Annotated in this window: 27 protein-coding genes; 10 read left to right on the top strand and 17 right to left on the bottom strand. The window is 65.9% G+C overall.

Going from position 1 to position 26395, the window contains the following annotated elements; genetic code table 11:
- Nucleotides 1-56: 56 nt before the first annotated feature.
- The 5 genes from L6Q67_RS15170 to L6Q67_RS15150 are packed head-to-tail and all read right to left on the bottom strand — an operon-like array spanning nt 57 to nt 4123.
- On the bottom strand, nt 57-308 hold the full coding sequence (locus L6Q67_RS15170) for a YfhL family 4Fe-4S dicluster ferredoxin (protein WP_296571002.1): 252 nt from the start codon (nt 306-308) through the stop codon (nt 57-59).
- A 16-nt stretch (nt 309-324) separates the two neighbouring features.
- Nucleotides 325-819: a pantetheine-phosphate adenylyltransferase gene (gene coaD / locus L6Q67_RS15165; protein ID WP_296570997.1), complete on the bottom strand. Its 495-nt coding sequence runs from the start codon at nt 817-819 to the stop codon at nt 325-327.
- Nucleotides 820-856: 37 nt separating this feature from the next.
- Nucleotides 857-1393 (bottom strand): 16S rRNA (guanine(966)-N(2))-methyltransferase RsmD, encoded by a 537-nt coding sequence (gene rsmD, locus L6Q67_RS15160; protein WP_296570995.1) that lies wholly within the window; start codon nt 1391-1393, stop codon nt 857-859.
- Nucleotides 1390-2727 carry a pitrilysin family protein gene (locus L6Q67_RS15155; protein WP_296570992.1) on the bottom strand — a complete coding sequence of 446 codons (1338 nt, stop codon included), beginning with the start codon at nt 2725-2727 and terminating at the stop codon, nt 1390-1392. Before L6Q67_RS15155 ends, rsmD begins: the two co-directional genes overlap by 4 nt.
- 25 nt (nt 2728-2752) lie before the next feature.
- Nucleotides 2753-4123 (bottom strand): pitrilysin family protein, encoded by a 1371-nt coding sequence (locus L6Q67_RS15150; RefSeq protein WP_296570989.1) that lies wholly within the window; start codon nt 4121-4123, stop codon nt 2753-2755.
- A gap of 162 nt (nt 4124-4285) precedes the next feature.
- On the opposite strand from L6Q67_RS15150, the gene ftsY reads away from it, so the two are divergent.
- Nucleotides 4286-5401: a signal recognition particle-docking protein FtsY gene (ftsY, locus tag L6Q67_RS15145; protein ID WP_296570986.1), complete on the top strand. Its 1116-nt coding sequence runs from the start codon at nt 4286-4288 to the stop codon at nt 5399-5401.
- Between the two features lie 78 nt (nt 5402-5479).
- Here the strand turns inward: ftsY and wecB are convergent, their stop codons facing one another.
- The 5 genes from wecB to rfbB form a co-directional block, all read right to left on the bottom strand.
- On the bottom strand, nt 5480-6586 hold the full coding sequence (wecB, locus tag L6Q67_RS15140; RefSeq protein ID WP_296570984.1) for a non-hydrolyzing UDP-N-acetylglucosamine 2-epimerase: 1107 nt from the start codon (nt 6584-6586) through the stop codon (nt 5480-5482).
- Between the two features lie 98 nt (nt 6587-6684).
- Entirely contained in the window at nt 6685-7230 is a 546-nt protein-coding gene (gene rfbC, locus L6Q67_RS15135; RefSeq protein ID WP_296570981.1) for a dTDP-4-dehydrorhamnose 3,5-epimerase, read from the bottom strand.
- Nucleotides 7230-8114, bottom strand: a complete 885-nt coding sequence (rfbA, locus tag L6Q67_RS15130; RefSeq protein ID WP_296570979.1) for a glucose-1-phosphate thymidylyltransferase RfbA — start codon at nt 8112-8114, stop codon at nt 7230-7232. The genes rfbC and rfbA overlap by 1 nt, the downstream gene beginning before the upstream one ends.
- A gap of 12 nt (nt 8115-8126) precedes the next feature.
- The gene (gene rfbD, locus L6Q67_RS15125; RefSeq protein ID WP_296570976.1) at nt 8127-9020 is read right to left on the bottom strand and encodes a dTDP-4-dehydrorhamnose reductase; all 894 of its coding nucleotides are present in this window, start codon (nt 9018-9020) and stop codon (nt 8127-8129) included.
- 10 nt (nt 9021-9030) lie between these two features.
- Nucleotides 9031-10089: a dTDP-glucose 4,6-dehydratase gene (rfbB, locus tag L6Q67_RS15120; protein WP_296570973.1), complete on the bottom strand. Its 1059-nt coding sequence runs from the start codon at nt 10087-10089 to the stop codon at nt 9031-9033.
- Between the two features lie 251 nt (nt 10090-10340).
- Here rfbB and L6Q67_RS15115 point away from each other — a divergent pair, with 251 nt between their 5' ends.
- The 6 genes from L6Q67_RS15115 (at nt 10341) to L6Q67_RS15090 (ending at nt 17897) form a co-directional block, all read left to right on the top strand.
- The gene (locus L6Q67_RS15115) at nt 10341-12290 is read left to right on the top strand and encodes a CHASE domain-containing protein (RefSeq protein ID WP_296570970.1); all 1950 of its coding nucleotides are present in this window, start codon (nt 10341-10343) and stop codon (nt 12288-12290) included.
- A 116-nt stretch (nt 12291-12406) separates the two neighbouring features.
- Nucleotides 12407-13852, top strand: a complete 1446-nt coding sequence (pyk, locus tag L6Q67_RS15110) for a pyruvate kinase (RefSeq protein ID WP_296570968.1) — start codon at nt 12407-12409, stop codon at nt 13850-13852.
- Between the two features lie 118 nt (nt 13853-13970).
- The gene (gene fba / locus L6Q67_RS15105) at nt 13971-15035 is read left to right on the top strand and encodes a class II fructose-bisphosphate aldolase (protein WP_296570966.1); all 1065 of its coding nucleotides are present in this window, start codon (nt 13971-13973) and stop codon (nt 15033-15035) included.
- 74 nt (nt 15036-15109) lie between these two features.
- Nucleotides 15110-15490 carry a hypothetical protein gene (locus L6Q67_RS15100; RefSeq protein WP_296570965.1) on the top strand — a complete coding sequence of 127 codons (381 nt, stop codon included), beginning with the start codon at nt 15110-15112 and terminating at the stop codon, nt 15488-15490.
- 120 nt (nt 15491-15610) lie between these two features.
- Nucleotides 15611-16912 carry a DUF3422 family protein gene (locus L6Q67_RS15095; RefSeq protein ID WP_296570963.1) on the top strand — a complete coding sequence of 434 codons (1302 nt, stop codon included), beginning with the start codon at nt 15611-15613 and terminating at the stop codon, nt 16910-16912.
- Nucleotides 16913-16964: 52 nt separating this feature from the next.
- Entirely contained in the window at nt 16965-17897 is a 933-nt protein-coding gene (locus L6Q67_RS15090; protein WP_296570960.1) for a phosphoribosylaminoimidazolesuccinocarboxamide synthase, read from the top strand.
- A gap of 92 nt (nt 17898-17989) precedes the next feature.
- Here the strand turns inward: L6Q67_RS15090 and L6Q67_RS15085 are convergent, their stop codons facing one another.
- Nucleotides 17990-18856 (bottom strand): HDOD domain-containing protein, encoded by an 867-nt coding sequence (locus L6Q67_RS15085; protein WP_296570957.1) that lies wholly within the window; start codon nt 18854-18856, stop codon nt 17990-17992.
- A gap of 110 nt (nt 18857-18966) precedes the next feature.
- Between L6Q67_RS15085 and L6Q67_RS15080 the strand changes: the two genes are divergently transcribed.
- From L6Q67_RS15080 to L6Q67_RS15070, 3 genes are all read left to right on the top strand, one after another.
- A complete protein-coding gene (locus L6Q67_RS15080; protein WP_296570955.1) occupies nt 18967-21036 on the top strand; it encodes a M3 family metallopeptidase in 2070 nt (689 codons plus the stop codon).
- Nucleotides 21033-21518 carry a glutaredoxin family protein gene (locus tag L6Q67_RS15075; RefSeq protein ID WP_296570952.1) on the top strand — a complete coding sequence of 162 codons (486 nt, stop codon included), beginning with the start codon at nt 21033-21035 and terminating at the stop codon, nt 21516-21518. The genes L6Q67_RS15080 and L6Q67_RS15075 overlap by 4 nt, the downstream gene beginning before the upstream one ends.
- A 295-nt stretch (nt 21519-21813) precedes the next feature.
- Nucleotides 21814-23070: a site-specific integrase gene (locus L6Q67_RS15070; protein WP_240939350.1), complete on the top strand. Its 1257-nt coding sequence runs from the start codon at nt 21814-21816 to the stop codon at nt 23068-23070.
- Between the two features lie 27 nt (nt 23071-23097).
- Here L6Q67_RS15070 and L6Q67_RS15065 read toward each other — a convergent pair whose 3' ends face one another.
- From L6Q67_RS15065 to L6Q67_RS15040, 6 genes are all read right to left on the bottom strand, one after another.
- Complete coding sequence (locus L6Q67_RS15065; protein WP_166300573.1) at nt 23098-23337, bottom strand: hypothetical protein; 240 nt, start codon at nt 23335-23337, stop codon at nt 23098-23100.
- Nucleotides 23338-23438: 101 nt separating this feature from the next.
- Nucleotides 23439-23954 carry a hypothetical protein gene (locus L6Q67_RS15060; protein WP_166300571.1) on the bottom strand — a complete coding sequence of 172 codons (516 nt, stop codon included), beginning with the start codon at nt 23952-23954 and terminating at the stop codon, nt 23439-23441.
- The gene (locus L6Q67_RS15055; protein ID WP_166300569.1) at nt 23947-24264 is read right to left on the bottom strand and encodes a CFI-box-CTERM domain-containing protein; all 318 of its coding nucleotides are present in this window, start codon (nt 24262-24264) and stop codon (nt 23947-23949) included. Before L6Q67_RS15055 ends, L6Q67_RS15060 begins: the two co-directional genes overlap by 8 nt.
- 140 nt (nt 24265-24404) lie before the next feature.
- Nucleotides 24405-24899 (bottom strand): hypothetical protein, encoded by a 495-nt coding sequence (locus L6Q67_RS15050; protein ID WP_166300567.1) that lies wholly within the window; start codon nt 24897-24899, stop codon nt 24405-24407.
- A 19-nt stretch (nt 24900-24918) separates the two neighbouring features.
- A complete protein-coding gene (locus L6Q67_RS15045; RefSeq protein WP_166300564.1) occupies nt 24919-25221 on the bottom strand; it encodes a hypothetical protein in 303 nt (100 codons plus the stop codon).
- A complete protein-coding gene (locus L6Q67_RS15040; protein WP_166311838.1) occupies nt 25221-26249 on the bottom strand; it encodes a PRTRC system protein D in 1029 nt (342 codons plus the stop codon). The genes L6Q67_RS15045 and L6Q67_RS15040 overlap by 1 nt, the downstream gene beginning before the upstream one ends.
- Between the last annotated feature and the right edge of the window lie 146 nt (nt 26250-26395).

Below are 26395 nucleotides of genomic sequence, written 5' to 3'. Positions count from 1 at the left end.
GCCGGACTCCCCTCGGGGGAGCCCGGCCCTGTCTGTTTCCTGCGCAGCCGGCGTGCTTACTTGTCGGCGGTCAGCTTGAGGAACTTCTCCATCAGGTCATCCTTGCTCTCCGGGTGTTCCGGATTGAAGGGAATGCAGTCCACCGGGCAGACCTGCTGACACTGGGGCTCGTCGAAGTGGCCGACACACTCGGTACACTTGTCGGGATCGATGATGTAGATCTCGTCACCCTGGGAGATGGCACCATTCGGGCATTCCGGCTCGCAGACGTCGCAGTTGATGCACTCGTCGGTAATCATCAAGGCCATTTTGCTTAATTCCTCGTTACTTACTACTGTTGTTGATCTTCAGGCACAGGCGCTCGTAGACGCCTGGCTGCACAAACTTGCTCACGTTACCGCCGAGTCGGGCGATCTCCCTGACCATCGTGGCAGAGATGAACATGTACTCGTCGGCCGGCGTCAGGAACACCGTTTCCACATCCGGGTAGAGCTTGCGGTTCATGCCTGCCATCTGAAACTCGTACTCGAAATCGGATACGGCCCGCAGGCCCCGGAGGATGACCCGCGCGTTGTTCTGGTGGAGAAAGTCCATCAGCAGGCAGGAAAAACCCTTCACCTCCACATTCGGGTAAGGCGCCAGCACTTCCCTGGCGATCTCGACCCGCTCCTCGGTGGTGAAGATCGGCCCCTTGCCGGCACTCGCCGCAACACCGACGATCACACCTTCGAAAAGGCGGGATGCCCGCCTCACCAAGTCTTCGTGCCCCTTGGTGAAGGGGTCGAACGTCCCTGGATAAACCGCGATGCCATCCCTCATGCTGCAGGCCTCCCCTGTCGGCGCAATCTTGCGTCTGTCAGCGTGCAGCGGCAAAGAGGTGGTAATACACCTGCCCGGCCGTTCCCTGCTTGACTCGCGTCAATCGGTCGATGTTTTCGATCTTGTATTCCGCTTCCACATAGACCACGCCCCCCTCTCCGAGAAGGTCGGGCAGAAACAGTGCCATCCGCTCGATCCAGCCGGCCCGATAGGGCGGGTCAAGAAAGACCACGTCAAAGCGTCGATCAGCGGAACGGGCGAATTTTAGCGCATCGCCCCGCACAATCCGTACACACGCTGCCTGTAGGGTTTTTGCATTGGTCTGGAGGGCCGCCCAGGCCACCGGGTCCTGCTCGATCATCGTCACCTGCTCTGCCCCACGGGAGGCCGCCTCGAAGCCCAGGGCACCACTTCCCGCAAACAGGTCGAGACAGGTCTTGCCGTCAAGATCCTGCCCCAGCCAGTTGAACAGGGTTTCCCGCACCCGGTCCGGCGTCGGGCGCAGTCCCTTGACGGTGCTGACATCAATCAGACGGGAGCGCCACTCCCCGCCAATGATGCGGATGCGGCTCAACGGGCAGCCCCGTTGCGGTTGGCGGGCTTGTCGCCCTCCCCGCCCACCACCACGGTCACCAGGCGCTCGGGCGACACATGACGCCGGAACGCATCGCGGATCTGCGAGGCGGTCACGGCCGACACCTTGTCGCGATACGTGTCCAGGTAATCAAGGGGCAGACCGTAGCTGCCGATCACCGCCACCTGCTCCAGCATCTTGCGGTTGGAGTCGAGACGCAGGGCGAAGCCGTTGATCAGGTTTTCCTTGGCGGCTTTCAGCTCACTGTCGGTCGGCCCGTCCTTGAGGAAGGCACCCAGGGTTTCCGACACCACCTTGAGGGCATCGTCCGCTTGGCTGCCCTTGGTCTGCAGGCCGATCTGGAAGGGGCCGACGCTGCGTTGCGGGGAAAAGTAGCTATAGACGCTGTAGGCATAGCCTCGCTTCTCGCGGACCTCGCGGGTCAGTCGGGAAACAAAGCCACCGCCACCAAGGATGTAGTTGCCGACCACGAGGGGAAAGAAATCCGGATCGCCGCGACGGATGCCCGGCTGGCCCACGGCGATGTGGGCCTGCGCCGACGGATGGGGCACACGGATCGTCTGGCCCGCGGCAGGCACCGCATCGGCCGGCGTCACCGGCACCTCCCCCGCCGGCAGGGCCCCGGTGAGCCGGGTGGCGATGGCCTCGGCTTCCCCGCGTGAAACATCACCGACAATGCTGACCACAGCGCCGGCCGCGGTGTAATGGCGCCGATGGAAGTCCACCAGATCCTCACGGGTGAGGGAAGCCATGGTTTCGACCGCAGGTAGACGCCCGTAAGGATGATCCGGGAAGACGGCCGCGGCAAAGCGGCGCGACAGGATGGCGTCCGGCTGGGTGTCGGACTCCTTCAGCCCGGCAATGCTGCGCGCCTTCTCCCGCTCCACCGCGGCGGCCGGGAAGGTCGGCTGCTGGATCAGGGTGGCCAGCAGATCCACCGCCCCGTCCCGCTCCGCGGGGGTGCTGAGGGTGCGCAGGGACACGGAGGCGCGGTCCATGTCCGCTCCCCCCCCGATCTGCGCCCCCAGGTCAGCGACCCGGTTGGCAATGGCATCCTCGTCCAGGCTGCCTGCGCCGGTATCGAGCAGACCCCGGGTCAGGCCGGCAAGACCGGCCTTGCCGGGCGCCACCTCGGCGCCTCCTGCACGGAAGTCCACCTGCACATCGACGATCGGCAAGGCCCGGCTCTCGACGAAGAACACCCGGGTACCGTTGGCTGCGGTCCAGTTCTGGATGGTCATACCGGCCTGGGCCGAGAGGGTCGCGAAGGTCAGCGCAAGGGCCGCCCCCACACGTTTGCATTGGAAAATCATCAATCAACCTCGAATTCGGGAGCCGTCAGTGGCGGTGGGGGGCGGCGGCCTTGGCGCGAGCCTGGGGATCCACCGGCAGGGGATCGAGCTGGGCGACGGTCAGGGTCTCATCCCGGAAATACTTGCGGGCCACGGCCTGCACCTCGGCAGCCGTCACGGCGCGGATGCGCTCCAGCATCTGGGCGTCGTCCTTCCAGGAGTGGCCGACCATCTCGTCCATGCCGATCTCCATGGCCTGGCCCATCAGCGAGTCACGCTTGTAAACCTGACCGGCTACCGCCTGGGCCTTGACCCGGCGCAGCTCGTCCTCGGACACCCCGTCGTTCTGGATGCGCACGATCTCGGCCTTGAGGGCCGCCTCCACGTCGGCGGGCGTCTGCCCGGCGGCCGGAGCGCCATCCAGGTAGAACAGGGACTCACCCCGGGCAGTGCCGTCATAGCCGGCCCCGGCGGTCACCGCCACCCGGCTGCCGCGCACGATGTTCTTTGCCAACCGCGCGCCTTCATAGCCGTCCAGCACGGCCGCCAGCACCTGCAGGGAGTAGAAATCACCATCCGCCTTCACATCCCGCAGCGTGGGCACCCGCCACGCCAAGGCCACGTAGGGCAGCTCGGCCGGAGCCTTGACTACCGTGCGGCGAGGCCCGGTCTGCTCGGGCTCGATCAGCGGCTTGCGTACCGGGAGCGGCCGGGCCTTGACCTTGCCGTAAGTGGCCGCAGCCTCCTTGAAGACCGCCTTGTGATCCACGTCACCCACCACCACCAGGGTGGCATTGTTGGGCACGTACCAGCGCTGGTACCAGTCCCGGGCGTCCTGGGCCGTCATGTTGTCCAGGTCGCTCATCCAGCCGATGATCGGCCGGCGATAGGGGTGCGCCTGGAAGGCGGTGGCCATCAGCTGCTCCACCACCAGGGAGCGCGGCTTGTCGTCGGTGCGCAGACGGCGCTCCTCCTTGACCACCTCGATCTCCTTCTTGAAGGATTCATCGGTGACCTGCAGGTGGGCCATGCGGTCGGCCTCCAGGGCCATCATCCGGCCCAGGGCTTCTTTGGGCACCTGCTGGAAGTAGGCGGTGTAATCGTGGCTGGTGAAGGCATTGTCGCGCCCGCCCGCCGCCGCCACCTGCTTGTTGAACTCCCCCGGGCCCAGCTTCTTTGTGCCCTTGAACATCATGTGTTCGAGGAGATGGGCGACCCCTGAGGTGCCATCCACCTCATCCATCGCGCCCACCCGGTACCACACCATATGTACGACGGACGGCGCCCTGCGATCCTCCTTGACGATCAGCTTCATTCCGTTGGGAAGTGCCGTCTCGAAAGGGTTGGCCCACACCGGCCCGGCAAGGGCTGCGGTGAGGGCAAGGGCAGTACTGGCGACCCGCAATCTGCGATTCATCATAGGCTCTTGAAGCATCTGGTAAAATTCGGAAACGGTGGCCACCGGCCGGCGTATGGCGCGGCATCATAGCGGCATTCCGGCAGCTCGGCCAACCGGGCAAAGCAGGGGCATTTTCCCCCGGCCTCGTCCCGATCGACCCACTTTCTGACTCACCACTCCATGTTTGGTTTCCTCAAGAAAGCCCTGAAGCCGGGCGACGCACCGGCTCCGGAGCCCGAAGCCCCTGAAGCCGCTCCAGCCACCCCTGCCCCCCCGGCAGCGGTCGCCGCACCGGCCGCGACGGCCCCCGCCCCTGCGGCCGACACGCCCGAACCCGAAAAGAAACGCTCCTGGATGGACCGCCTGCGGGCCGGCCTGTCCCGCACCCGGGAACAGATCGGTGGTGGCCTTGGCGGCCTGACCAGTCTGTTCAGCCGCCGCAAGATCGACGAAGACCTCCTCGAAGAACTGGAAACGACCCTGCTGATGGCAGACTGCGGCGTCGAAGCCACCCAGCACCTCCTCAAGGAGCTGCGCCTGCGCTGGAAGCGCGACAAGCTGGAGACGGCCGACCAGCTCCAGGGGGCGCTCTCCGAAGGCCTGCTGAACATCCTCGCCCCCCTCGAGAAACCCCTCGAGATCAGCGGCCACACGCCCTACATCATCATGATTGCGGGCATCAACGGCTCGGGCAAGACCACCTCCATCGGCAAGCTGGCCAAGCATTTCCAGAGCCAGGGCAAAAGCGTGCTGCTGGCCGCCGGCGACACCTTCCGGGCCGCGGCCCGGGAGCAACTGATGACCTGGGGCGAGCGCAATGGCGTGGCGGTCATCGCCCAGGAGTCCGGCGATCCGGCCGCGGTGGTATTCGACGCCATCAACGCGGCGCGGGCCCGCAACATTGACATCGTGCTGGCCGACACTGCCGGTCGTCTGCCCACCCAGCTGCATCTGATGGAAGAGATCGCCAAGGTCCGTCGGGTGATCCAGAAGGCCGAACCCAGCGGCCCCCACGAGGTGCTGCTGGTGCTGGACGCCAACATCGGCCAGAACGCCATCCAGCAGGTCAAGGCCTTCGACGCCGCCATCGGCGTCACCGGCCTGGTGCTCACCAAGCTCGACGGCACCGCCAAGGGCGGCGTGGTGGCGGCCATCGCCCGCCAGTGCCCCAAGCCCCTGCGCTTCATCGGCGTGGGCGAGCAGATCGACGACCTGCAGGTATTCCGGACGAAGGAGTTCGTGGACGCCCTGTTCACCCCGGTGGGTCAGGAACCGGGCACCCCGCCCGCCGCCTGAGGCCGGAAGGCTCACGCAAAAAAGCCGCTGCGGGTTGCCCCCAGCGGCTTTTTCATTGGCAGTGCCTTGAAGCAGTGCTCAGGGCAGCAGGCGGTCCAGATCGGCCACGATGCGCTCGGCGGCCTTGCCGTCCCACAGGGCCGGGCGCCGGCCCTGCTTGCCCTGGCCGGCCAGCACCTTGGCAGCTTCTTCGAGGATGCGCGCCGGGTCGGTACCCACCAGCACGTTGCTGCCTTCATCGATGGTCACCGGGCGCTCGGTGTTCTCGCGCAGGGTCAGGCAGGGAATGCCGAGGGCGGTGGTTTCTTCCTGCAGGCCGCCGCTGTCGGTCATGATCAGGGCCGCGTCCTTCCACAGGTTGAGGAACTCCATGTAGGACTGGGGCTTGGTCAGCACCACGTTGGGGCCCAGGTCGAGGCCGAATTTTTCGAGGTTGCCGCGGGTGCGCGGGTGCACCGGAAAGATCAGCGGCAGGTCGGCGGCGATCTGCTTGAGCGCGCCGGCGATGCCGCGCAGGTTGGCCTCGTCGTCCACATTCGACGGCCGGTGCAGGGTGACCACGCCGTACTTCGGATACTTGGCCTTGATGGCCTGGGTGTCCATGCCAGCCTTGTCCGACGCATCGAGCTTGTCGCGCTGGAACAGCAGGTTGTCCACCATCACATGGCCTACATGGAAGACCACGTCCTGGGCCTTGCCTTCACGCAGCAGGTTGTCCACACCCGCTGGCTCGGTGCAGAAGAACCAGTCGGAGATGCTGTCGGTCACCAGGCGGTTGATCTCCTCGGGCATGCGCATGTCGCCGCTGCGCAGGCCGGCCTCCACGTGGGCCACCGGAATATCGAGCTTCTTGGCATCGATGGAGCAGGCCAGGGTGGAGTTCACGTCGCCCACCACCAGTACGCAGTCGGGGCGGGCCTTCTGGCAGATCTCCTCGAAAGCCACCATGATCTTGGCGGTCTGGGTGGCGTGGCTGCCGCCGCCGGCTTCCAGGTGGTAGTCGGGCTTGGGGATGCCCAGTTCGTCGAAGAAGACGTCGCTCATCTCCCGGTCGTAGTGCTGGCCGGTGTGGATGATGCGGAAATCGAAGCGATCGGCCCGCGCCTGCAGGGCTCGCACGATCGGCGCGATCTTCATGAAGTTGGGACGCGCGCCGGCGACGAGGTAGATGAGGGAACGGGACATGCAGGACTCCACGGGCGGAATGACAGGCGCGCATTATCGCGCGGGGCTTGCGGGGCCAACAAAGAAATAATTGTCAGAGGCCGGTCGAAGGCCGCCCCTCAGGGAAAGGTTTCACACTCTCCCAGGGGCTTGCCGGCGACATCCTTGGCCGACAGCAGGGGCGCAGCGTCGAGGGGCCAGGCGACGCCCACATCGGGATCGTTCCAGGCCAGGCTGCGCTCGTGCTCGGGCGCGTAGTAGTCGGTGGTCTTGTACAGGAAGTCGGCACTGTCGGAGGTCACCAGGAAACCATGGGCAAAGCCCGGCGGAATCCAGAACTGCCGGTTGTTCTCTTCCGACAGCTCGACCCCGACCCACTGCCCGAAGGTGGGCGAGGCACGACGCAGATCCACCACCACGTCGAACACCGAGCCGCGCACGACACGCACCAGTTTTCCCTGGGACTGCTGGATCTGGTAGTGCAGGCCCCGCAGCACGCCCTTGCCGGAGCGGGAGTGGTTGTCTTGCACGAAGTTCACGTCCAGCCCGGTGGCCTCGTGGAACACCCGGGCGTTGTAGCTTTCCATGAAGAAGCCCCGGGCGTCGCCGAAGACCTTCGGTTCGAGGATCAGGGGGCCGGCAATCGCCGTCGGGATGGCTTTCATCAGAACACTTTGTCGTCGAGGATGCGCAGAAGGTACTGGCCGTAGCCGTTTTTGGCCAGCGGTGCCGCAAGCTTCTGCAGATGTTCGGCGCTGATCCAGCCTGCGCGCCAGGCGATTTCCTCGGGGCAGGCGATCTTCAGGCCCTGGCGCTTCTCGATGGTCTGGATGAACAGACCAGCCTCGAGCAGACTCTCGTGGGTGCCGGTGTCGAGCCAGGCGTGGCCTCGGCCCATCACCTGCACATCCAGCGCGCCCCATTCGAGGTACTGGCGGTTGACGTCGGTGATCTCCAGCTCGCCGCGCACGCCCGGCTTGAGCTCCCGGGCCACATCCACCACCCGGTTGTCGTAGAAATACAGGCCGGTGACGGCGTAGCGGCTCTTGGGCACCTTGGGCTTCTCTTCCAGGCTGATGGCCCGGCCAGCGGCGTCAAACTCAACCACCCCGTAGCGCTCCGGGTCGTGCACCGGGTAGGCGAACACGGTGGCGCCGGTTTCGCCCCGGCTCGCCGCCTGCAGCTGACGCCCGAACTCGTGGCCGTAAAAAAGGTTGTCGCCCAGCACCAGGGCACTGGGCCCGTTGCCGACGAAGTCGGCGCCGATCACGAAAGCCTGGGCCAGGCCGTCCGGGCTGGGCTGCACCGCGTATTGCAGGTTCAGGCCCCACTGGCTGCCGTCACCCAGCAGTTGCTGGAAGCGCGGGGTGTCCTGGGGGGTGGAGATGATCAGGACGTCACGGATGCCCGCCAGCATCAGGGTGCTGAGCGGGTAGTAGATCATGGGCTTGTCGTAAACCGGGATGAGCTGCTTGGAGACGGCCAGGGTGGCCGGATGCAGCCGGGTGCCGGAGCCGCCGGCGAGGATGATGCCTTTGCGTTGGGTCATGGGGAGGTCCGCTTACAGGATTTCGGTGAGCATGCGGTCGACGCCCTGCTGCCAGGCCGGCAGCTTGAGGCCGAAGGTCTGCTGGAGCTTGCGGGTGTCGAGCCGGGAGTTGGCCGGGCGCCGGGCGGGCGTGGGGAAAGCGCTGGTGGGCACCGGGAGGATGGCCTCGGAGGCGACCTTGATGGGCACACCCCGGGCCCGGGCAAATTCGATGACATGGCGGGCATAGGCATGCCAGGTGGTCTCGCCACCGGCCACCAGGTGATAGGTACCTGCCAGCGCCGGGTTGGCCAGGGTCATCCGCGCAGCGTGGGCGCTGACATCGGCCAGCAGGTCGGCACCGGTGGGGGCGCCATGCTGGTCGTCGATGATGGTCAGGGTGTCGCGCTCGGCGGCGAGCCTGAGCATGGTTTTGGCGAAGTTGCCGCCCCGGGCGGCGTACACCCAGCTGGTGCGGAAGATGAGGTGGCGGGCGCCGCTGGCCCGGATCAGCTGTTCCCCTTCGAGCTTGGTGCGGCCATACACCGACAGGGGTTCGGTGGGGGCGTCCTCGGCGCGGGGGGCATCGCCGCTGCCATCAAAAACGTAGTCGGTGGAGTAATGCACCAGCAGCGCACCGCTGGCGGCGGCTTCACGGGCGAGCACGCCGGGGGCAAGGGCGTTGAGGGCGCGGGCCAGCTCGGGTTCGCTCTCGGCCTTGTCCACGGCGGTGTGGGCGGCAGCATTGACGATGAGATCGGGGGCGACCGCACGCACGGTGGCAGCGAGGCTGTCGGGATCGGCAAAGTTGCCCGAAAGGCCCGGTGCACCATCGTGATCGAGGGCCACCACCTCGCCCAGGGGGGCGAGGCTGCGCTGCAGCTCCCAGCCCACCTGGCCGTTCTTGCCGAAGAGAAGGATTTTCATCGGAAGAGGCTTAGCGCGCCGCGTAGTTGGTTTCGACCCAGTCCCGGTAGGCGCCGCTCTGCACGTGGGCGACCCATTCCTGGTTGGCCAGATACCACTCGACGGTCTTGCGGATGCCCGTGTCGAAGGTCTCGGCCGGACGCCAGCCCAGCTCGCGCTCGATCTTGCGGGCATCGATGGCGTAGCGCCGGTCGTGGCCCGGACGGTCGGTGACGTAGGTGATGAGGCGGCGGTAGCTGCCGGCCGGATCGGGCTTGAGCTCATCGAGCAACGCACACAGGGTGTTCACGATCTCGATGTTCGGCTTCTCGTTCCAGCCGCCCACGTTGTACACCTCGCCGGGGGTGCCCTTGGCCAGGATGGCGCGGATGGCGGAGCAGTGGTCGGTGACGAAGAGCCAGTCGCGGATCTGCATGCCGTCGCCGTACACCGGCAGGGGCTTGCCGGCCAGCGCGTTGGCGATCATCAGCGGGATGAGCTTTTCGGGGAAGTGGTAGGGGCCGTAGTTGTTGGAACAGTTGCTGGTGGTCACCGGCAGCCCGTAGGTGTGGTGCCAGGCCCGCACCAGGTGGTCGGAAGCCGCCTTGCTGGCCGAGTAGGGGCTGTTGGGCTCGTAGGTCTTGGTCTCGGTGAAGGCCGGATCGGTAGGGCCCAGGGAGCCGTACACCTCGTCGGTGCTCACGTGGTGGAAGCGGAAGCCCGCCTTGGCCTCACCCTCCAGGCTCATCCAGTGGCCACGGGCGGCCTCGAGCAGGGTGAAGGTGCCATTGACGTTGGTGCGCACGAAATCACCAGGACCATGGATGCTGCGATCCACGTGGCTCTCGGCGGCAAAATGGACGATGGCCCGGGGATGGTGTGCAGCAAACAGGCGATCCACCAGCTCACGGTCACAGATGTCGCCCTGCACGAAGATGTGGCGCGGGTCACCCTTGAGGGAAGCCAGGTTTTCCAGGTTGCCTGCGTAGGTCAGGGCATCCAGGTTCACCACCGGCTCGTCGCTTGTGCGCAGCCAGTCGAGAACGAAATTTGCACCGATAAAGCCGGCACCGCCGGTTACGAGAATCATGGGGGGTCCTCAGGGTTTCACGGATGGGCGCCGCCTGCGGGCCGCGCTGGAGGCCGTCCGGCAAGTACCGAAACGCCTCCGTAAAGCCTTCTGATTATGACACCCCTGGAATTTGAAGTCTGCGCACTCCACCACTATCCACAACCAGGATCAAACTCCCGACAACGCTGCCGTTAAGCCGGAAACAGGCTCCGCCCACACCGGGGGAGACCCCGCACGGGGCCCGGGAGCCAGAGGGAGGCGCTTCTATCATGCCGGGATTTGCCAGATGGCTCGCTCGCACGCTGACGCCAGCCGTCGCCGTGCCGACCCTGATCGCGCTGCTGTTCTCGAGCGTGATCGGACTGATCGTGGTGGATCGGCTGGAGCAGGCCCGCCAGCGGGCCGCGCAGGACGCGTTTGCCCGGGAAACCGGGGAGGTGACGCTGCGCATCGAGGAGCGGCTGAAAGCCTACCGGCAGGTCCTGATCAGCGCCCGCGCCCTGTTTCTGGCCTCAAGGGAGGTGACCCGGAGCGAATGGCGGAGCTACGTGGAAGCCCTGCAGCTGCCGGTGGATTACCCGGGAATCCAGGGGGTCGGCTTTGCCATGCACGTCGACGCCGACCAGCTGATCCGCCACGAAGAGAGGATCCGCGCCGAGGGCTTCCCTGACTATCGGGTCAGCCCCCCGGGGCCACGCAGCGAGTATGGTGCGATCGTTTACATCGAGCCTTTCGACTGGCGCAACCAGCGGGCCTTCGGCTACGACATGCTGTCCGAGCCGGTACGCCGGGAGGCCATGACCCGGGCCCTGCAGCTGGGCGTGCCGGCCCTGTCGGGCAAGGTCCGGCTGGTTCAGGAGACCACCATCGACCCACAGCCCGGCGTACTGCTCTACGTGCCCGTATTCCGCCGGGGCGTAGACCTGGGGACCCCGGCCCAGCGCGAGCGCGCGTTTCTCGGCTGGGTCTACAGCCCCTTCCGCATGAACGATCTGATCGCCGGCACCCTGGGCAATGCCGGGCCGCGCATCCGGCTGCGCATCTACGATGGCCACGACACGAAACCCGAGGCCCTGCTCTTCGACAGCCACCCGGACGCAGACGACACCGCGGAGCTCAGCGACCGGACCCTGCTGGAGCTGGACAGCAGGGTCTGGACCCTGGCGTTCGACAGCACGCCGCGCCTGGCCCCCAGCCATGCCGCCGGCAATCGGCTGGAGACTGGGTCCATCGTGCTGATCTGCGGCCTGCTCGTCCTGCTCACCCTTTCCCTGGCCAGCGCCCGCTCACGGGCCCGGGAGCTTGATCGCATCGGCAACTCCCTGCGCAGCAGCGAGGCCCGTTACAGCACCCTGGTCAATCAGTCGCGGGACGGCATTGCCGCCCTCGATGCCGACCTCCATTTTTCCTTCCTCAACCCACGCCTGCAGCGCCTCCTCGGCCATCCGGAAGGCAACCTGATCGGAACGCCGTTCACCGCCCTGTGGCCCCCTGGTGATCCGGCGAGCCGCAGCCGCTTCCTCGCCCGGCTGCTGCGCGGCGAGCCTGCCACCTACGAGCAGACCCTGCTCACCGCCGACGGCAGCTATCTGACCGCCATCGTCACGGATGCCCCCTACCTGGACAAGGACGGCCGACTGCAAAGCGTGATCCTGAGCGTCACCGACATCTCCGAACGCAAGGCCTCGGAGGAGCGCATCCACTACCTGGCCACCCACGACTCCCTTACCGGTCTGGCCAACCGGGCCAGCTTCCTGGACCAGATGAACACCAGCCTGCTCATGGCACGCCGGCAGCACAGCCGTTTCGCCCTGCTCTACCTGGACCTGGACCACTTCAAGGAAGTGAATGACAGCCTCGGCCATGCCGCCGGCGACGCCCTGCTCATCGAGACGGCAAGACGCATGCGCCAGTGCCTGCGGGCAAGTGATCTGCTCGCCCGCCAGGGGGGTGACGAGTTCACCGCCCTGCTCCATGATATGGGCGGCATGAACGAAGCCCTCGCCGTCGCCGAGAAGATCCGCCGCACCATCAACGCGCCCTTCATCCTGGATGGCCGGGAGGCCCTGGTCTCGGTCAGCATCGGCATTGCCCTCTACCCGGACCACGGCACCGATCTCGACAGCCTCACGCGTCGCGCCGACGCCGCCATGTATCGCACCAAATCCATTGGCCGCAACGGCGCCAGCGGCGCCGTCACGCGGCGCAACCCACCGTGACGGCAAACCGCAGGCAAGCCCGCCGCTTGACCTGATGCAATCACGCTGCCATGTCCCATGCCCTAGAATCGCCTCCGACACCACGCCGAACAGACCAATTACAACCAGGAGACCTCATGTCCCGCCACACCAAGATCGTCGCCACCCTCGGCCCCGCCTCCTCCGACCTGCAGACCCTTGAGCGCCTTGTCCACGCCGGCGTGGACGTGGTGCGCCTGAATTTCTCCCACGGCAAAGCCGAGGACCACATCGCCCGCGCCAACCAGATCCGTGAAGCCGCCCAGCTGGTCGGCCGCCCGGTGGGCATCCTGGCCGACATGCAGGGCCCCAAGATCCGAGTCGGCAAATTCGAAGAGGGCAAGATCAATCTGGCCAAGGACGCCGCCTTCATCCTCGACGCGGCCCTCACGGGCCCCGGCAATGCCCACCGGGTCGGCCTCGACTACAAGGACCTGCCCCGGGACGTGAAGCCCGGTGACGTGCTGCTGCTGGACGACGGCCGCCTCAAGCTCAGCGTCGATCGCGTCCTCGGCCAGGAGATCCACACCCGGGTCAAGGTGGGCGGCGAGCTGTCCAACAACAAGGGCATCAACCGCCAGGGCGGCGGCCTCACCGCACCGGCCCTCACCGCCAAGGACATGGACGACATCAAGACCGCCGCGCTGATCGGCGTGGACTTCGTCGCCATCTCCTTCCCCAAGGGCGCCGCCGACATGTACATGGCCCGCCAGCTGCTGCGCGCCGCCGGCAGCAGCGCCATGCTCATCGCCAAGATCGAACGCACCGAGGCCGTCGCCAACCTCGAGGAGATCCTCGACGCCTCCGACGGCATCATGGTGGCCCGGGGCGACCTGGCCGTGGAGGTGGGCGACGCCGCCGTGCCGGCCCTGCAGAAACGCATGATCCGCGCCGCCCGGGAGCGCAACAAGCTGGCCATCACCGCCACCCAGATGATGGAGTCCATGATCCACAGCCCGGTGCCCACCCGCGCCGAGGTCTCCGACGTGGCCAACGCCGTGCTCGACGGCACCGACGCGGTGATGCTCTCCGCCGAAACCGCCTCGGGCAAGTTCCCGGTCGAGGTGGTCGAATCCATGTCGCGGATCTGCCTGGAAGCCGAGAAATCCGCCGAGGTCACCATGGACCGGGACTTCCTCGACCGCATCTTCACGCGCATCGACCAGTCCATCGCCATGGCCGCCATGTGGACCGCCTACCACCTCAAGGTCAAGGCCATCGCCTCCCTCACCCAGACCGGCTCCACCGCCCTGTGGATGAGCCGCCTCAACAGTGGCGTGCCCATCTACGCCCTCACCCCCGAGGTGTCGGCACGCAACCAGATGACCCTCTACCGGGAGGTCTATCCGCTGCTGATGTCGCAGCTGCACGCCGACCGCGACGTGATGCTGTGGGAAGCCGAGCAGATCCTGCTCGAGCAGGGCGTCGTCGATTACGGCGACCTCATCGTGCTGACCATCGGCGAGCCCATTGGCGCCGCGGGTGGCACCAACACCATGAAGATCGTCCGCGTGGGCGACACCCCCAAGCCCGGGGTGGTGTGACCGGCAACACAATTTGGGACATATGCTCACCTGCCGGTCGCGCAGGGGGCATGCCGGCTTGGTAGAATTGCGGTTTTACGTCTTTACCAGGCCGGCCCCGGCCCCCGGAGAAAAAACCATGTCCCTTGTTTCCATGCGCCAGCTTCTCGACCACGCCGCCGAAAACGGCTACGGCCTGCCCGCGTTCAACGTCAATAACCTCGAACAGGTCCAGGCCATCATGGAAGCCGCGTCGGAAACCGACAGCCCGGTGATCATGCAGGCCTCCGCCGGTGCCCGCAAATACGCCGGCGAAGCCTTCCTGCGCCACCTCATCGACGCCGCCGTCGAAGCCTACCCGCACATCCCCGTGGTCATGCACCAGGACCACGGCCAGTCCCCCGCCATCTGCCAGGGCGCCATCCGCTCCGGCTTCTCCTCGGTGATGATGGACGGCTCCCTGATGGAAGACGGCAAGACCCCGTCCTCCTACGAATACAACGTGGACGTGACCCGCCGCGTGGTCGAGCTGTCCCACGCCATCGGCGTCAGCGTCGAAGGCGAGCTGGGTTGCCTGGGCTCCCTCGAGACCGGCCAGGCCGGCGAGGAAGACGGCATCGGCGCCGAAGGCACCCTGGACCACTCCCAGATGCTCACCGACCCCGACCAGGCCGCCGACTTCGTGCGCCAGACCAACGTGGACGCCCTGGCCATCGCCATCGGCACCAGCCACGGCGCCTACAAGTTCACCCGCAAGCCCACCGGCGACATCCTCGCCATCGAGCGCATCAAGGCCATCAACGCCCGCATCCCCAACACCCACCTGGTGATGCACGGCTCCTCCTCGGTGCCCCAGGAGCTCCTCGAGATCATCCGCGAGTACGGCGGCGACATGAAGGAAACCTACGGCGTGCCCGTCGAGGAGATCGTCCGCGGCATCAAGTACGGCGTGCGCAAGATCAACATCGACACCGACATCCGCCTGGCCATGACCGGCGCGATCCGCAAGTTCTTCGTCGAGAACCCCTCCAAGTTCGACCCGCGCGAATTCCTCAAGCCCGCCCGCGAAGCCGCCAAGCTGGTGTGCAAGGCCCGCTTCGAAGCCTTCGGCACCGCCGGCAACGCCAGCAAGATCAAGCCCATCTCCCTGGACAAGATCGCTGCAGCCTACAAGAGCGGCTCCCTCAACCAGATCGTCCGCTAAACCTGCCGCCGGCTCGCCGGCGTGTCAGAATCGGGGCCGGCCATGCCGGCCCCTTTTCATTCCGGAACTCACCCATGGCGCTCCCCTGGTCCACCCTCGTCAAGGCCATTCCCTGGTCCGAAGTCATCGCCAGGGCGCCCGACCTCGCCCAGAGCGCCCGCAAACTGTGGCAGAAGGCCGCCCCCCAGGGCGCGCCGGCCGACACCGTCCCCCCCTCGAACGCGGCAGGCCCCGACGATGCCCGCCTGGCCGCCCTGGCGCGTCAGCTCGACGAGCTGAGCCTGCAACAGCAGGAAGCCGCCGGGCTCCTTGCCGCGCTGGCCACCCAGAACGCCGAACTGGTGGACACCACCCACCGCTTGCAGCAGCGGGTCCGGCAACTGGGTATCGCCCTGGCCCTCGTCGGCGTCCTCGCCGTGGCTGCGCTGGCCGTGACGCTGCTCGCCAACCGGTGATTTGTTGCAGCGCAACAACGCCCCGTGACCCGTAGCACGACCATCCTGCCGGCAGGCTTGCCAGCCTGGCTTCCGTAACGGCAAGATGATTCCCCGATCACCCCCGGCCTGTCAGATCCCATGACCCTGCCACCCCACTTCACCGAACACGACCAGCGTCAGGCCCTCAACGACGAGTTTCACGCCCGTCCGCCGGTGCCCCTCGAGAGCCCGCAGCTCATCAGCTACCTCGCCCTGCACCACCAGGACGAAGCCCCCGGCGCCGCCCAGCAGCACCTCATCGCCCTGGGCAAGCTCCTCGGCCAGCCCATCGACGACGCCGGCACCCATCACCTGATCGACTTCGGCAGTTTCCAGCTCAAGTGGGAACTCCACAACGAGTTCTCCAGCTACACCTTCTTCCGCTCCATCGCCCGGGGCGAGGGCCTGGATGGCAGCGCCTCGGCCCTCTCCGTGGTACCCGAGGCCTGGCTCAAGAGCCTGCCGGGCAAGCTCATCGTCGCCACCCACGTCGAGCTCCGCTCCGCCGCCGAGGTGACGCCCGAGAGCGTCATGGCCCAGCTCTCCCCCACCGGCCGGCAGATGGTCGGCGCCACCGTGGCCGATGGCGCTGCCTGGGTGTTCACCGACTTTCTCTTCGAAAACGGCTTCTCGCGCTTCCTGGTCATCGACGTATCCCTGACCCGCCGCCAGGCCGGCCGCACCGTGCAACGCCTGGTGGAGATCGAGACCTACCGCCTGATGGCCCTGCTGGCCTTTCCGGTTGCCAAGGAGGTCGGACGCCTGCTGGGCGCCGCCGAGCAGCGCCTCGCCGACCTGATGGACCGTACCGGCAGCGCCCGCAGCACCGACGACGAGCGCAGCGTGCTGGCCGACCTCACCACCATGGCCGCCGAAGTCGAGCACTCGGTGGCCCGCACCACCTTCCGCTTCGGCGCCGCCCGGGCCTATCACAGCCTGGTGATGCAGCGCATCGCCGAGCTGCGCGAGCGCCGCATCATCGGCCTGCCCACCTTCCACGAATTCATGGAACGGCGCCTGCTGCCCGCCATGAACACCTGCGTCACCATGGCCCGCCGCCAGGAAGACCTGTCCAGCCGCGTGGCCCGCAACAGCCAGCTGCTGCGCACCCGGGTCGAGGTGGAGCTGGAGCGCCAGAACCAGGAACTGCTGGGCCAGATGAACCGCCGCGCCAAGCTCCAGCTACACCTGCAGCAGACCGTCGAGGGCCTGTCGGTGGTGGCCATCACCTACTACGCCTCCCAGCTGGTGCAGTACATGGCCAAGGGCGTGAAGCACCAGATCGAGCCCCTCACGCCGGAGGGCATCACCGCCGCCGCCATTCCCCTGATCGCCGGTTTCGTGGCCTTCGGCCTGCACCGCATGCGCAAGCATCTGGCCGCCGCCGACGCCGGACACTGACCGACCCCCGCCACCCCGCTATAATCGCGTTTTGACCGACGGACACCAGACCGTGACCACTCCGCTCTTCGAATCCTCCATCCGCAGCCTGACCCTGCTGGGCCGTGGCAAGGTGCGCGACATCTACGCCATCGACGCCGACAAACTGCTCATCGTCACCTCCGACCGCCTGTCGGCCTTCGACGTCATCCTCCCGGATCCGATCCCCCGCAAGGGCCAGGTGCTCACCGCCATGGCCAACTTCTGGTTTGCCCGGCTCGGCCACATCGTCCCCAATCAGCTCACCGGCATCGACCCCGAGAGCGTGGTGGCTGCCGACGAGCGTGACCAGGTGCGCGGCCGCGCCCTGGTGGTCAAGCGCCTCACCCCGCTGCCCATCGAGGCCGTGGTGCGTGGCTACGTGATCGGTTCCGGCTGGAAGGACTACCAGGACACCGGCGCCATCTGCGGCATCGACCTGCCCGCCGGCCTGCGCCAGGCCCAGAAGCTGCCCTTCCCGATCTTCACCCCGGCCAGCAAGGCCGAGGTCGGCGATCACGACGAGAACATCAGCTTCGAGCAAGCCCAGGCCCGCACCGATGCCGTCCTCGCCGACGCCCTGAAGGGCACCGGCAAGACCGGCGCCCAACTGGTCGCCGAAGCCCGCGACGCCGCCATCCGCCTGTACTCCGAAGCCGCCGACTACGCGGCCACCCGCGGCATCATCATCGCCGACACCAAGTTCGAGTTCGGTATCGACGCCGCCGGCACCCTGCACCTGATCGACGAAGCCCTTACGCCCGACTCCTCGCGCTTCTGGCCCGCCGACAGCTACGCCGAAGGCATCAGCCCGCCGAGCTACGACAAGCAGTACGTGCGCGACTACCTGGAAACCCTGGACTGGGGCAAGGTCGCCCCCGGCCCCAAGCTGCCGGACGAAGTCATCGCCCGCACCGCTGCCAAGTACGTCGAAGCCTACGAGCACCTCACCGGCCAGCGCCTCTGAGCGCACCCTCGCCGGGCAGCCCAAAAGCACACAACCCGCCTCGGCGGGTTGTGTGCTTTTTGGTTCTGCCTCGGGTAAGTGCGAGGCCGGATTCAGCCGACGTGGAACAGGGCCATCAACGCCTGCCGCTCCTCGGCGGACTCGGCCAGCGCCTTCTCCAGGCGGGCCTCATCCAGCCCCAGGGTCGCCGCCCGGGCCAGGCCCCGGCGGAAATCCTCATCCTCGGGCGAGAACGGATTGCGCGACTCCGCCACCAGGTTGGCAATGAAAATCAGGTCCGGGATAGTGGTCGGAGGCCACTCGCCCCCATAGATCTCCGGGTTGTCCACCGCATCAACCAGCTCCCGCGGCATGCTCATGGCCGCCAGCACCGCCCGCCCCACCGGGGCATGCCAGACCCGCACCAGATCCGAGAGCGGGCTGTCATCATTCAGCAGTTCGGGATACTCCCAGACCCGGGCCAGCAGGAAGAACTGGCCGATGTCATGCACCATGCCGGCAAAGAAGGCCGCATCCCGGTCCTGGGCCGTACACAGCCGGGCCAGCACGCTGGCCGTCGCCGCCACATCCACGCAATGGGCCCACAGCTTGCGGATCAGCGGCTGGTAGGGGCCGAGCACCTCCCGGTGCATCAGCTGCTCCGCCGCCACCGCCATGGCCAGGGCGCGCAACTTGCCGAAGCCGATGCGCACCAGCGCCTTCGGCACATCGGTCACCACACGCCCGCTCGGGTTGTACCAGGCCGAGTTGGCCAGCGCCACGGTACGGGCCGCCAGCAGGGGTTCGGCAGACACCATGGTCGACATCCGGCCCAGGTCCAGGTCCGGGTTGTCGAGGGCCTCCAGCACCCGCATGGTCACTTCCATGGAGGTCGGGAAACGCAGCTCGCCGCGCTCCAGCTCCTGGTTGATGGTATGCAGGAAAGCCTGCTCTGCCAGATTCAACGCCTTGTCGCTCACGCCCATCCCCTTTGTGCATGCCTGCCGTTCCGCCTCCGGCCGCCAACACAGGCGACACTCCGCGCGGAATTCGGCAAAATGAAACCACTCAACTGACTGCTTTCATAAAAATGACCGCCACCCCCGCCACCTCGCCCCTGCTCGAACTGTCCGGCCTGCCGCGCTTCGACGCCATCCAGCCCGCCCACGTGGAGCCCGCCGTGCGCAGCCTGCTCGATGCCCTGCGCAGCACCGTCGAACGCCTGCAGGACGACCCCGCCACCCCCACCTGGGCCAGCTTTATCGAACCCATCGAGAACGAAGGCGAGCGCCTCGGCCGGGCCTGGGGCATTGCGGCCCACATGCACAGCGTCATGGACACCCCCGAATGGCGGGAGGCCTACAACGCGATGTTGCCGGAGGTCACCCGTTTTTACGCCGAATTGGGGCAAAACCTTAAGCTTTTCGAAAAATATAAAGCCATTGCCAACGGCCCCGAGTACGCCACCCTCAGCCCGGCCCGCCGTCGCATCATCGACAACGAGCTGCGCGGCTTCCGCCTTTCCGGCGCCGAACTCCCCGACGAGCAGAAGCCCCGCTTCCAGGCCATCCAGGAAGAGATGGCCGGCCTGGGTGCCAAATTCTCCGAGAACGTGCTCGACGCCACCAACGCCTTCAGCCATCTGGTCACCCACGAGGCCGATCTGGCCGGCCTGCCCGAAGACGTCATCGCCGCCGCCCGTGAAGCCGCCGAGAAGGCCGGCCAGGAAGGCTGGAAGTTCGGCTTGAAGATGCCCTCCTACCTGCCGGTCATGCAGTACGCCGACAGCCGCAGCCTGCGCGAAACCCTCTACCGGGCCTACGCCACCCGCGCCGCCGAAATCGACAACGGCTACAGCAAGCCCGAGTGGGACAACGGCCCGCTGATCCAGCAGATCCTCGCCCTGCGTGCCGAAGAAGCCCGCATGCTCGGCTACCGCAACTATGCCGAAGTCTCCCTGGTGCCCAAGATGGCCGACACCCCGGACCAGGTGCTGGGCTTCCTGCGTGAGCTGGCCGTCAAGGCCAAGCCCTTCGCCGAACGCGACCTGGCCGAACTCCGCGCCTTCGCCGGCGAGCAGCTCGGCCTCTCCCCCCTCGAGCCCTGGGACGTGGCCTATGCCTCTGAAAAGCTGCGCGTCGCCAACTACGCCTTCTCGGAACAGGAAGTGAAGGAATACCTGCCCGAACACAAGGTGCTGGACGGGCTCATCAAGGTCGTCGAACGCCTGTACCAGGTCAGCATCAAGCCCGACAGCGGCCCCGTCTGGCATCCGGACGTGCGCTTCTTCCGCATCGAGCGGGCCGGCCAGCTGGTCGGCCAGTTCTACCTCGACCTCTACGCCCGCGACACCAAGAAGGGCGGCGCGTGGATGGATTCCGCCATCACCCGCCGGCGCCTGGCCAGCGGCATCGAGACCCCGGTGGCCTATCTGGTGTGCAACTTCCCCGGCCCGGTGGGCGGCAAACCTGCCACCTTCAGCCACGACGATGTGATCACCCTCTTCCACGAGACCGGCCACGGCCTTCACCACCTGCTCACCCAGGTGGAAGACCTGGCCGTCTCCGGCATCCACGGCGTCGAGTGGGACGCCGTCGAGCTGCCCAGCCAGTTTATGGAGAACTTCTGCTGGGAATGGGACGTGGTGCGCGAGATGACCGCCCACGCCGACACCGGCGAGCCCCTGCCCAAGGCCCTCTTCGACAAGATGCTGGCGGCCAAGAACTTCCAGAGCGGCCTGGGCACCGTCCGCCAGCTCGAGTTCTCCCTGTTCGACCTGCTGGTGCACATGGATTTCGACCCCGCCAGCCGGAACTACCTGGACCTCCTCGCCGAGGTCCGCAAGGAGGTCGCCGTGCTGGTGCCGCCAGCCTGGCACCGCTTCCCCAACAGCTTCACCCACATTTTTGCCGGGGGTTACGCAGCCGGCTACTACAGCTACAAGTGGGCCGAGGTGCTGTCGGCCGATGCCTTCGCCGCCTTCGAGGAAGAAGGCCGCCCCAAGGGCAGCGTGCTCGACGCCGCCACCGGCCAGCGTTTCTGGAACGAGATCCTCGCCGTCGGCGGCAGCCGCCCGGCCCTCGAATCCTTCAAGGCCTTCCGCGGCCGCGAACCGCAGGTGGATGCCCTGCTGCGCCACAGCGGCATGGTGCCGGCATGAAACCCGCCGGCCCCCGCGCGCTGCTGTCCCTGCTGCTGGTGACACTCGCCGGCGCGGGGCCGGCCGCCGCCCAGAGCGCCTATCGCTGGGTGGATGAGCAGGGTCGCGTGCAGTACAGCGACCAGCCGCCCCCCCAGGCCATCAAGAAATTCGAGGAGCGCAACGTCCAACCCAACCGGGGCAACGCCCAGACGCCCTTCCTGACCCGCAAGGCGGTCGCCAGCTTCCCGGTGACCTTGTACACCAGCAAGGACTGCGGCAAACCCTGCGAGGACGGACGCGCCCTGCTCCAGAAGCGCGGCGTGCCCTTCAGCGAAACCACCATCGACAGCGCCGAGCAGGTCGAAGCCTTCAAGGCCCGCTTCGGCAAGGAGCCCTTCGTCCCCACCCTGGTGGTCGGCAAACAGACCGAATCCGGCCTGGCCGAGCCCCTCTGGCAAGGCCTGCTGGACAACGCCGGCTATCCGGCCGCCAAGCGCTGAGGACCTGAATCACCCCATGAAAATCGCCACCTGCAATGCCTAATGCAACATCAAAACGTGTCAAGACGTCCCAATCGGAACCTATATAAACTATTGTCAAACAACAGTTTTTAGCCATCTCATACCCCACCGTTTCAGGACATGTCGGGCTTGCTTTGTAGCTGGCTTCGTAGCTAGAATTTGTAGCCAGGGACGTAGCTAAGAAGTTGATGTTGCGCCTCTGCTCGAAGCAAAAGAGCTGTTGAAGACATGCCCTCGGCCTATCGTCCCCCGAGAGCGCCCGGAGGACATCAAGGTGGCAAAAAGAGGCAAGAATCTACTGACGCCGGTGCAGCTCCAGCACTGGGTGCGTGCACGCGAACCCATCGCCAGAACCGACGGCGACGGGCTTACCTTCACCCTGTCTGCGGCCGGTACGGCCACCTGGGTTCTCCGCTACCAGTTCGGAGGGCGCTCCAGAGAACTGACGCTGGGCAACTACCCCGACATCAGCCTCCCTGCCGCACGCCAACTTGCACGCGAAAAGCGCGTTGAGATCGACAAGGGTGGCGACCCCGCGATCACAAAAAAGCAGGAGAAGATTCGCGTCCGAACCACCTGGAGTGTTCGAGAGCTCGCCGAGGACTATCGCGAGAAGATTGTTGTGGCACTTGCGGAAAGCACTCAGGAAGCCCGCAACGCAGACCTCGACCAGGTGATCATTCCCAAGCTCGGTGCCATGCTGGTCACGAGCGTGACATCCGCAGACATCGTCGGCATGATCGCCGATTCAGGGCGGACTTGGACGATGTGCAAGCGGCTTCGTTCGACCTGCAACCGGCTGTTCGCCCATGCCCTCGGGAAACGGCTCATCCATGTCAATCCAACCGTTGGAATTGATCTGATCTCGGTCATTGGCCAACGTCCTCCCGTACGCCGCAGGTTGATGCTGTCTCAAGACGAGTTGCGGACGCTGCTGCCAGACATCAACTCCATCGGCATCGAAAACGCCCTCGCCTTCAGAATCCTGCTCGCAACCTGCGTGCGGACGATCGAGCTTGTGAAGGCGCAGTGGGCCAACGTGGATTTGGACAAGGGCACCTGGATCGTCACCGAAGAAACGGTGAAGACGCGACGCGGCTACGTAGTACCGCTGTGCCCGACAGTCGTTTCATGGTTCCGGGAGCTGAAGAAGTGTGCCGGGGACTCGCGTTGGGTTCTTCCCGCTCGTCGTGGTCACAGACGCGCCAGACTCGGTGGGGACACCCACGTCGGCAACAGCACACTTTGGGCAGCGCTGACCCGCAGGTTTGAAAGAGGTGGCCTGGACATCCGGAGATTCACCCCGCATGACACCCGGAGTACGGTGAAGTCACACATGAAGGCCATGGGCGTCTCCAACGAGGTGTCCGAAAGATCTCTGAACCATGTGCTGAAAGGCATGGAAGAGATTTACGACCAGTACGACTACCTCCCGGAGCGTCAGGCTGCACTCGAGTTGTGGGCGGCCTTCCTCCTGGCTTGCGAACAGGGACTTCCCTGGACCGTCGTACCCCTGCGCCGGGCCGCCTGATGGCAACGGCTGCGCACGGGTAGCCTTTCATTGAACCGCGACCGGTGCCTCCAAAACGGCAGGATTGGTGCGCCTGACCAGGCCGCCTCCTGCCAGCGCCCACAGCGTCAACACGTCATCAAAGGCCCGAACATGCTGCGGGCACTGCTCGAGCCACTTGATGAGATCCCTGGCCGTCGCGCTTGACGGGTTGTCATGCATCGCCGTAAAGAGACGCCACGCGTCATCGAAATCCGGATCGCAAGACTTGCGAGTGATTTCAAGCATGTCTGTGTCCATCCTGTTGTCGTCATCGTTGAGAAGACGTTCTCCTCTGCCCACTAAGACGGCTCAGGCCATCCGGTGTTTATGAGTTCACTGGCTTTTGGTCAGCTATCCGTGCATTTCTTCGCAAAAACACACTTGCGGCACAGATTTGGTGCGCAAGTGCGCAGAGGTTGAACACTTCCTTCCAGGATCGCCTTCCGACGATCAACCAAGGCCTCGACCTCCGCGCCATCCAGCAGGGTCACCTTGTGCGCGGTGCGGCGACCTTCTCCGGTCTGCACAACCACATAGCCATGCCTGGCCACGGCTTCGCCAGTCTGCTTCATGATGGCCACCCGCTGAGCGGACAGCTCAATCACGTCCGAGCGGTAGGGACGGTTGACCCCACGGGTTTTCAGCTCCACCAGCACGAGAACCCCGCTCTCAAGTCGGTAAGCGCGATCGACCTTGGCCGTCAGAACAGTCGGGCCGTCGCCACGAAACAGCTTCTCGGCGTAGGCCAGTTCGGCCCGCCGCAGCTCCCTGGGTAGCCAGTCGCTCCGCCGTCGGCGCCACCCCAGCAGCAGCCAGACAACGAATGCCGACAGGGCCAAGGCCACGAGACCGCGCTCAAACATCGCCCTTCCCTCCCCGATCGGCCAGGGTCTTCGCGGCAATCCAGACCACCGGCCTGAGCAGCCCCCGCATAGCCCGCACCAGAAGAGGATGGCATTCCAGAAAGCGGCAGACGCCCGGGGCAGTTCGGTAGTAGGCAAGGATGAGCGCGCGACCGAGCCGCGTGGGACGCATCACCCGGTCCCGGAACGAGCGAAGCGTCGTGACCTCCTCCCCCGCCCCATAGACCAGGGTGGCGATGAAGCAGCGTCCCCGGCGCTCGATCTGTCCCTCCAGAAAGAACCGACGATGCTCGCGGTCACCCCGTTTCATGGCGACAAGTTGCTGTGCCGAGCGTTGCGGACCATACCGGTGCTCGAACAATACGAGCCGCTCGCAAACGCCCATCTGCGCAAGTTCGGAAGCGCTGACCCCTGCGCGTCCACCCCGAGCTCGAGAGGTCTGGCCCCGATTCATCGCGCCGCCCTTCCGCGGTCGAGACCGGATCGCCAGCGGCAGTACTCTCGATCCACCAGGTAGTCGACCAGCGCGGCTGTCCGGCGCCGGCGCACATGAGGCCACCAGCGCACGACCAGCCAGAACAGCACGGCAAACGACAAGGTGGCGGGCACCGCCGCCCAGCCCAGCGTGACGGCAAAGCCGCCGGCCGTCGCCGCAACGATGACGGCATCCGAATCGGTTGGCCGGCAAGCGTCATCCTCGCGCAGCTGGTTCGTTGCTTCACCCGTGGCGTGATCCATGAGGACCAGCACCCGCCCGGGCCGATCGCGCTCAACGACGATGCTGACTTCGTCGCCCAGTCTCACGGGGCGCTCCATTTTCCTGAGCAGGAAGTCCGCGACCTGCCCGTTGGCCAACCTCACTCGAAGGCGATACGCATCCTGATCGGCTTCCCGGGTGACATCGTCCACCCAGCCGTGGATGAACATGAAGTTCGATTCATTCATGGACGTTCTCCAGGCAAGGCTAGTTCTCGAGGGGCGCGGCAAAGACGTCAGCGGCCGCAGGCATCTCGAAAGCCGCTGCGGACACGCCACTGACTGCAACCCCCGCAGCGGGCGGCACGGGCACCGCCGGGCCGCCCGCCCCATTTGCGGCTTGGCTGAACTGCCCAAGCACGGCCTCGTGCGCCAGGAGACGCAAGCGGTTGATGCGCTTGGTACCCTTCTTGAAGCGGATCAGGTCGTCGTAGAGCCGCGGGTCATCCTCCCGATCCAGCTCGAATAGCATCCGGATCGTTTCCAGCTTCGGGGACACGGTGTCGTTCATCACGCACCTCCCTGCACCGCGACCACCGGTGCTCCCAGGAGCTTGGGCGCGTGGTTCATGCCGGCGATCTGGAAACCGCGGACGTTGGCATGCAAGGGATCCTTGACCTCCAGGATCTTGTGCTTGGGGAAAGCCTCCTTCACCGCCTTCTTGAACAGGTATGCGCCCCCACCCACCAGGATGATGTTCTGGAAGCTGTAGCTCGCGTCGATCCAGCGCATCATCGACGCCACGGCCTGCTGGGCGATCGAATGCGCCATGGGCATGGCTCGGGAGATGTCGTAGGGCTTCTGGTAGATCACCGGGTTCTTGCCCGTGCGCAGTGCCAGGTCGATGGCCTCGATGTCGTTGTACGGCGTCCCGATGTCGTGCCCGATCTCGGCCGCAATAGCCTGCAGGATGTCGAAGACGCCCCGGTTCACCGAATGGCTCTTGGCCTGCACCAGGCGCATGCCCCTGGCCACCAGCCAATCGAAGGTCCGGGAGCCCGGATCGAGGATCAGGCTCTGCTCCCGCTCGATGGTGGCGCCCTTGCCATGTTGGACGGCGAAGTCCACCAGGGCGCCTTGGGGCTGGGCGATGGCCAAGGCCTTGCGAACCACCACGGTCTTGCCGTTTCCGATGTCGTGGGTTCCGGTCACGGCCTTCTCGAGTGCGGTCTTCTTCGTAGTGAGTGCCGCCACGGGCAGCCCCACGACCAGCAGGTCGATCGACGGCTGCTTCATCAGGGCCAGCGCGCCGCGCAGCAGCGCCATGTACTCGGGCGTCTCGGTGTAGCGGTCGTGCATCTGGGTCGCGCGGAAGGTATCCGCCGCCAGCTCGACCTCTGGACCGACCTCGTAGAAGAGACCGTTGATCGGGATGGCCACCGTCTTGCGTCGCTCGTAGCCGGGCTGGGCGGACGGTTCCCGCATGCTTGGATAGGCGACTGACGGGAAGCTGGCGCAGCGAATTTCGCTGCCGGACGCGCTGATGACGTACTTGGTGTTTCCGAAGCCGACGTCGACGGCTCTGACGACAAAGTCCATGAATGACTCCTGTATGGGTTCGAGAGGGGTCAGCATCGGTTTGTCGATGCGACCGTTCCACACGGAAATCGCTGGGGAAAGCCTCGTTCTCGCAATCAGCTCGGACTGTGTTCCCAGCCGATACGAGCCGAGGCCGTGTGCAGGTC

Origin of the sequence: Zoogloea sp., assembly GCF_023150065.1 — a bacterium.
Taxonomy (GTDB): domain Bacteria; phylum Pseudomonadota; class Gammaproteobacteria; order Burkholderiales; family Rhodocyclaceae; genus Zoogloea.
This window is presented reverse-complemented; position numbering and strand designations above follow the sequence as displayed.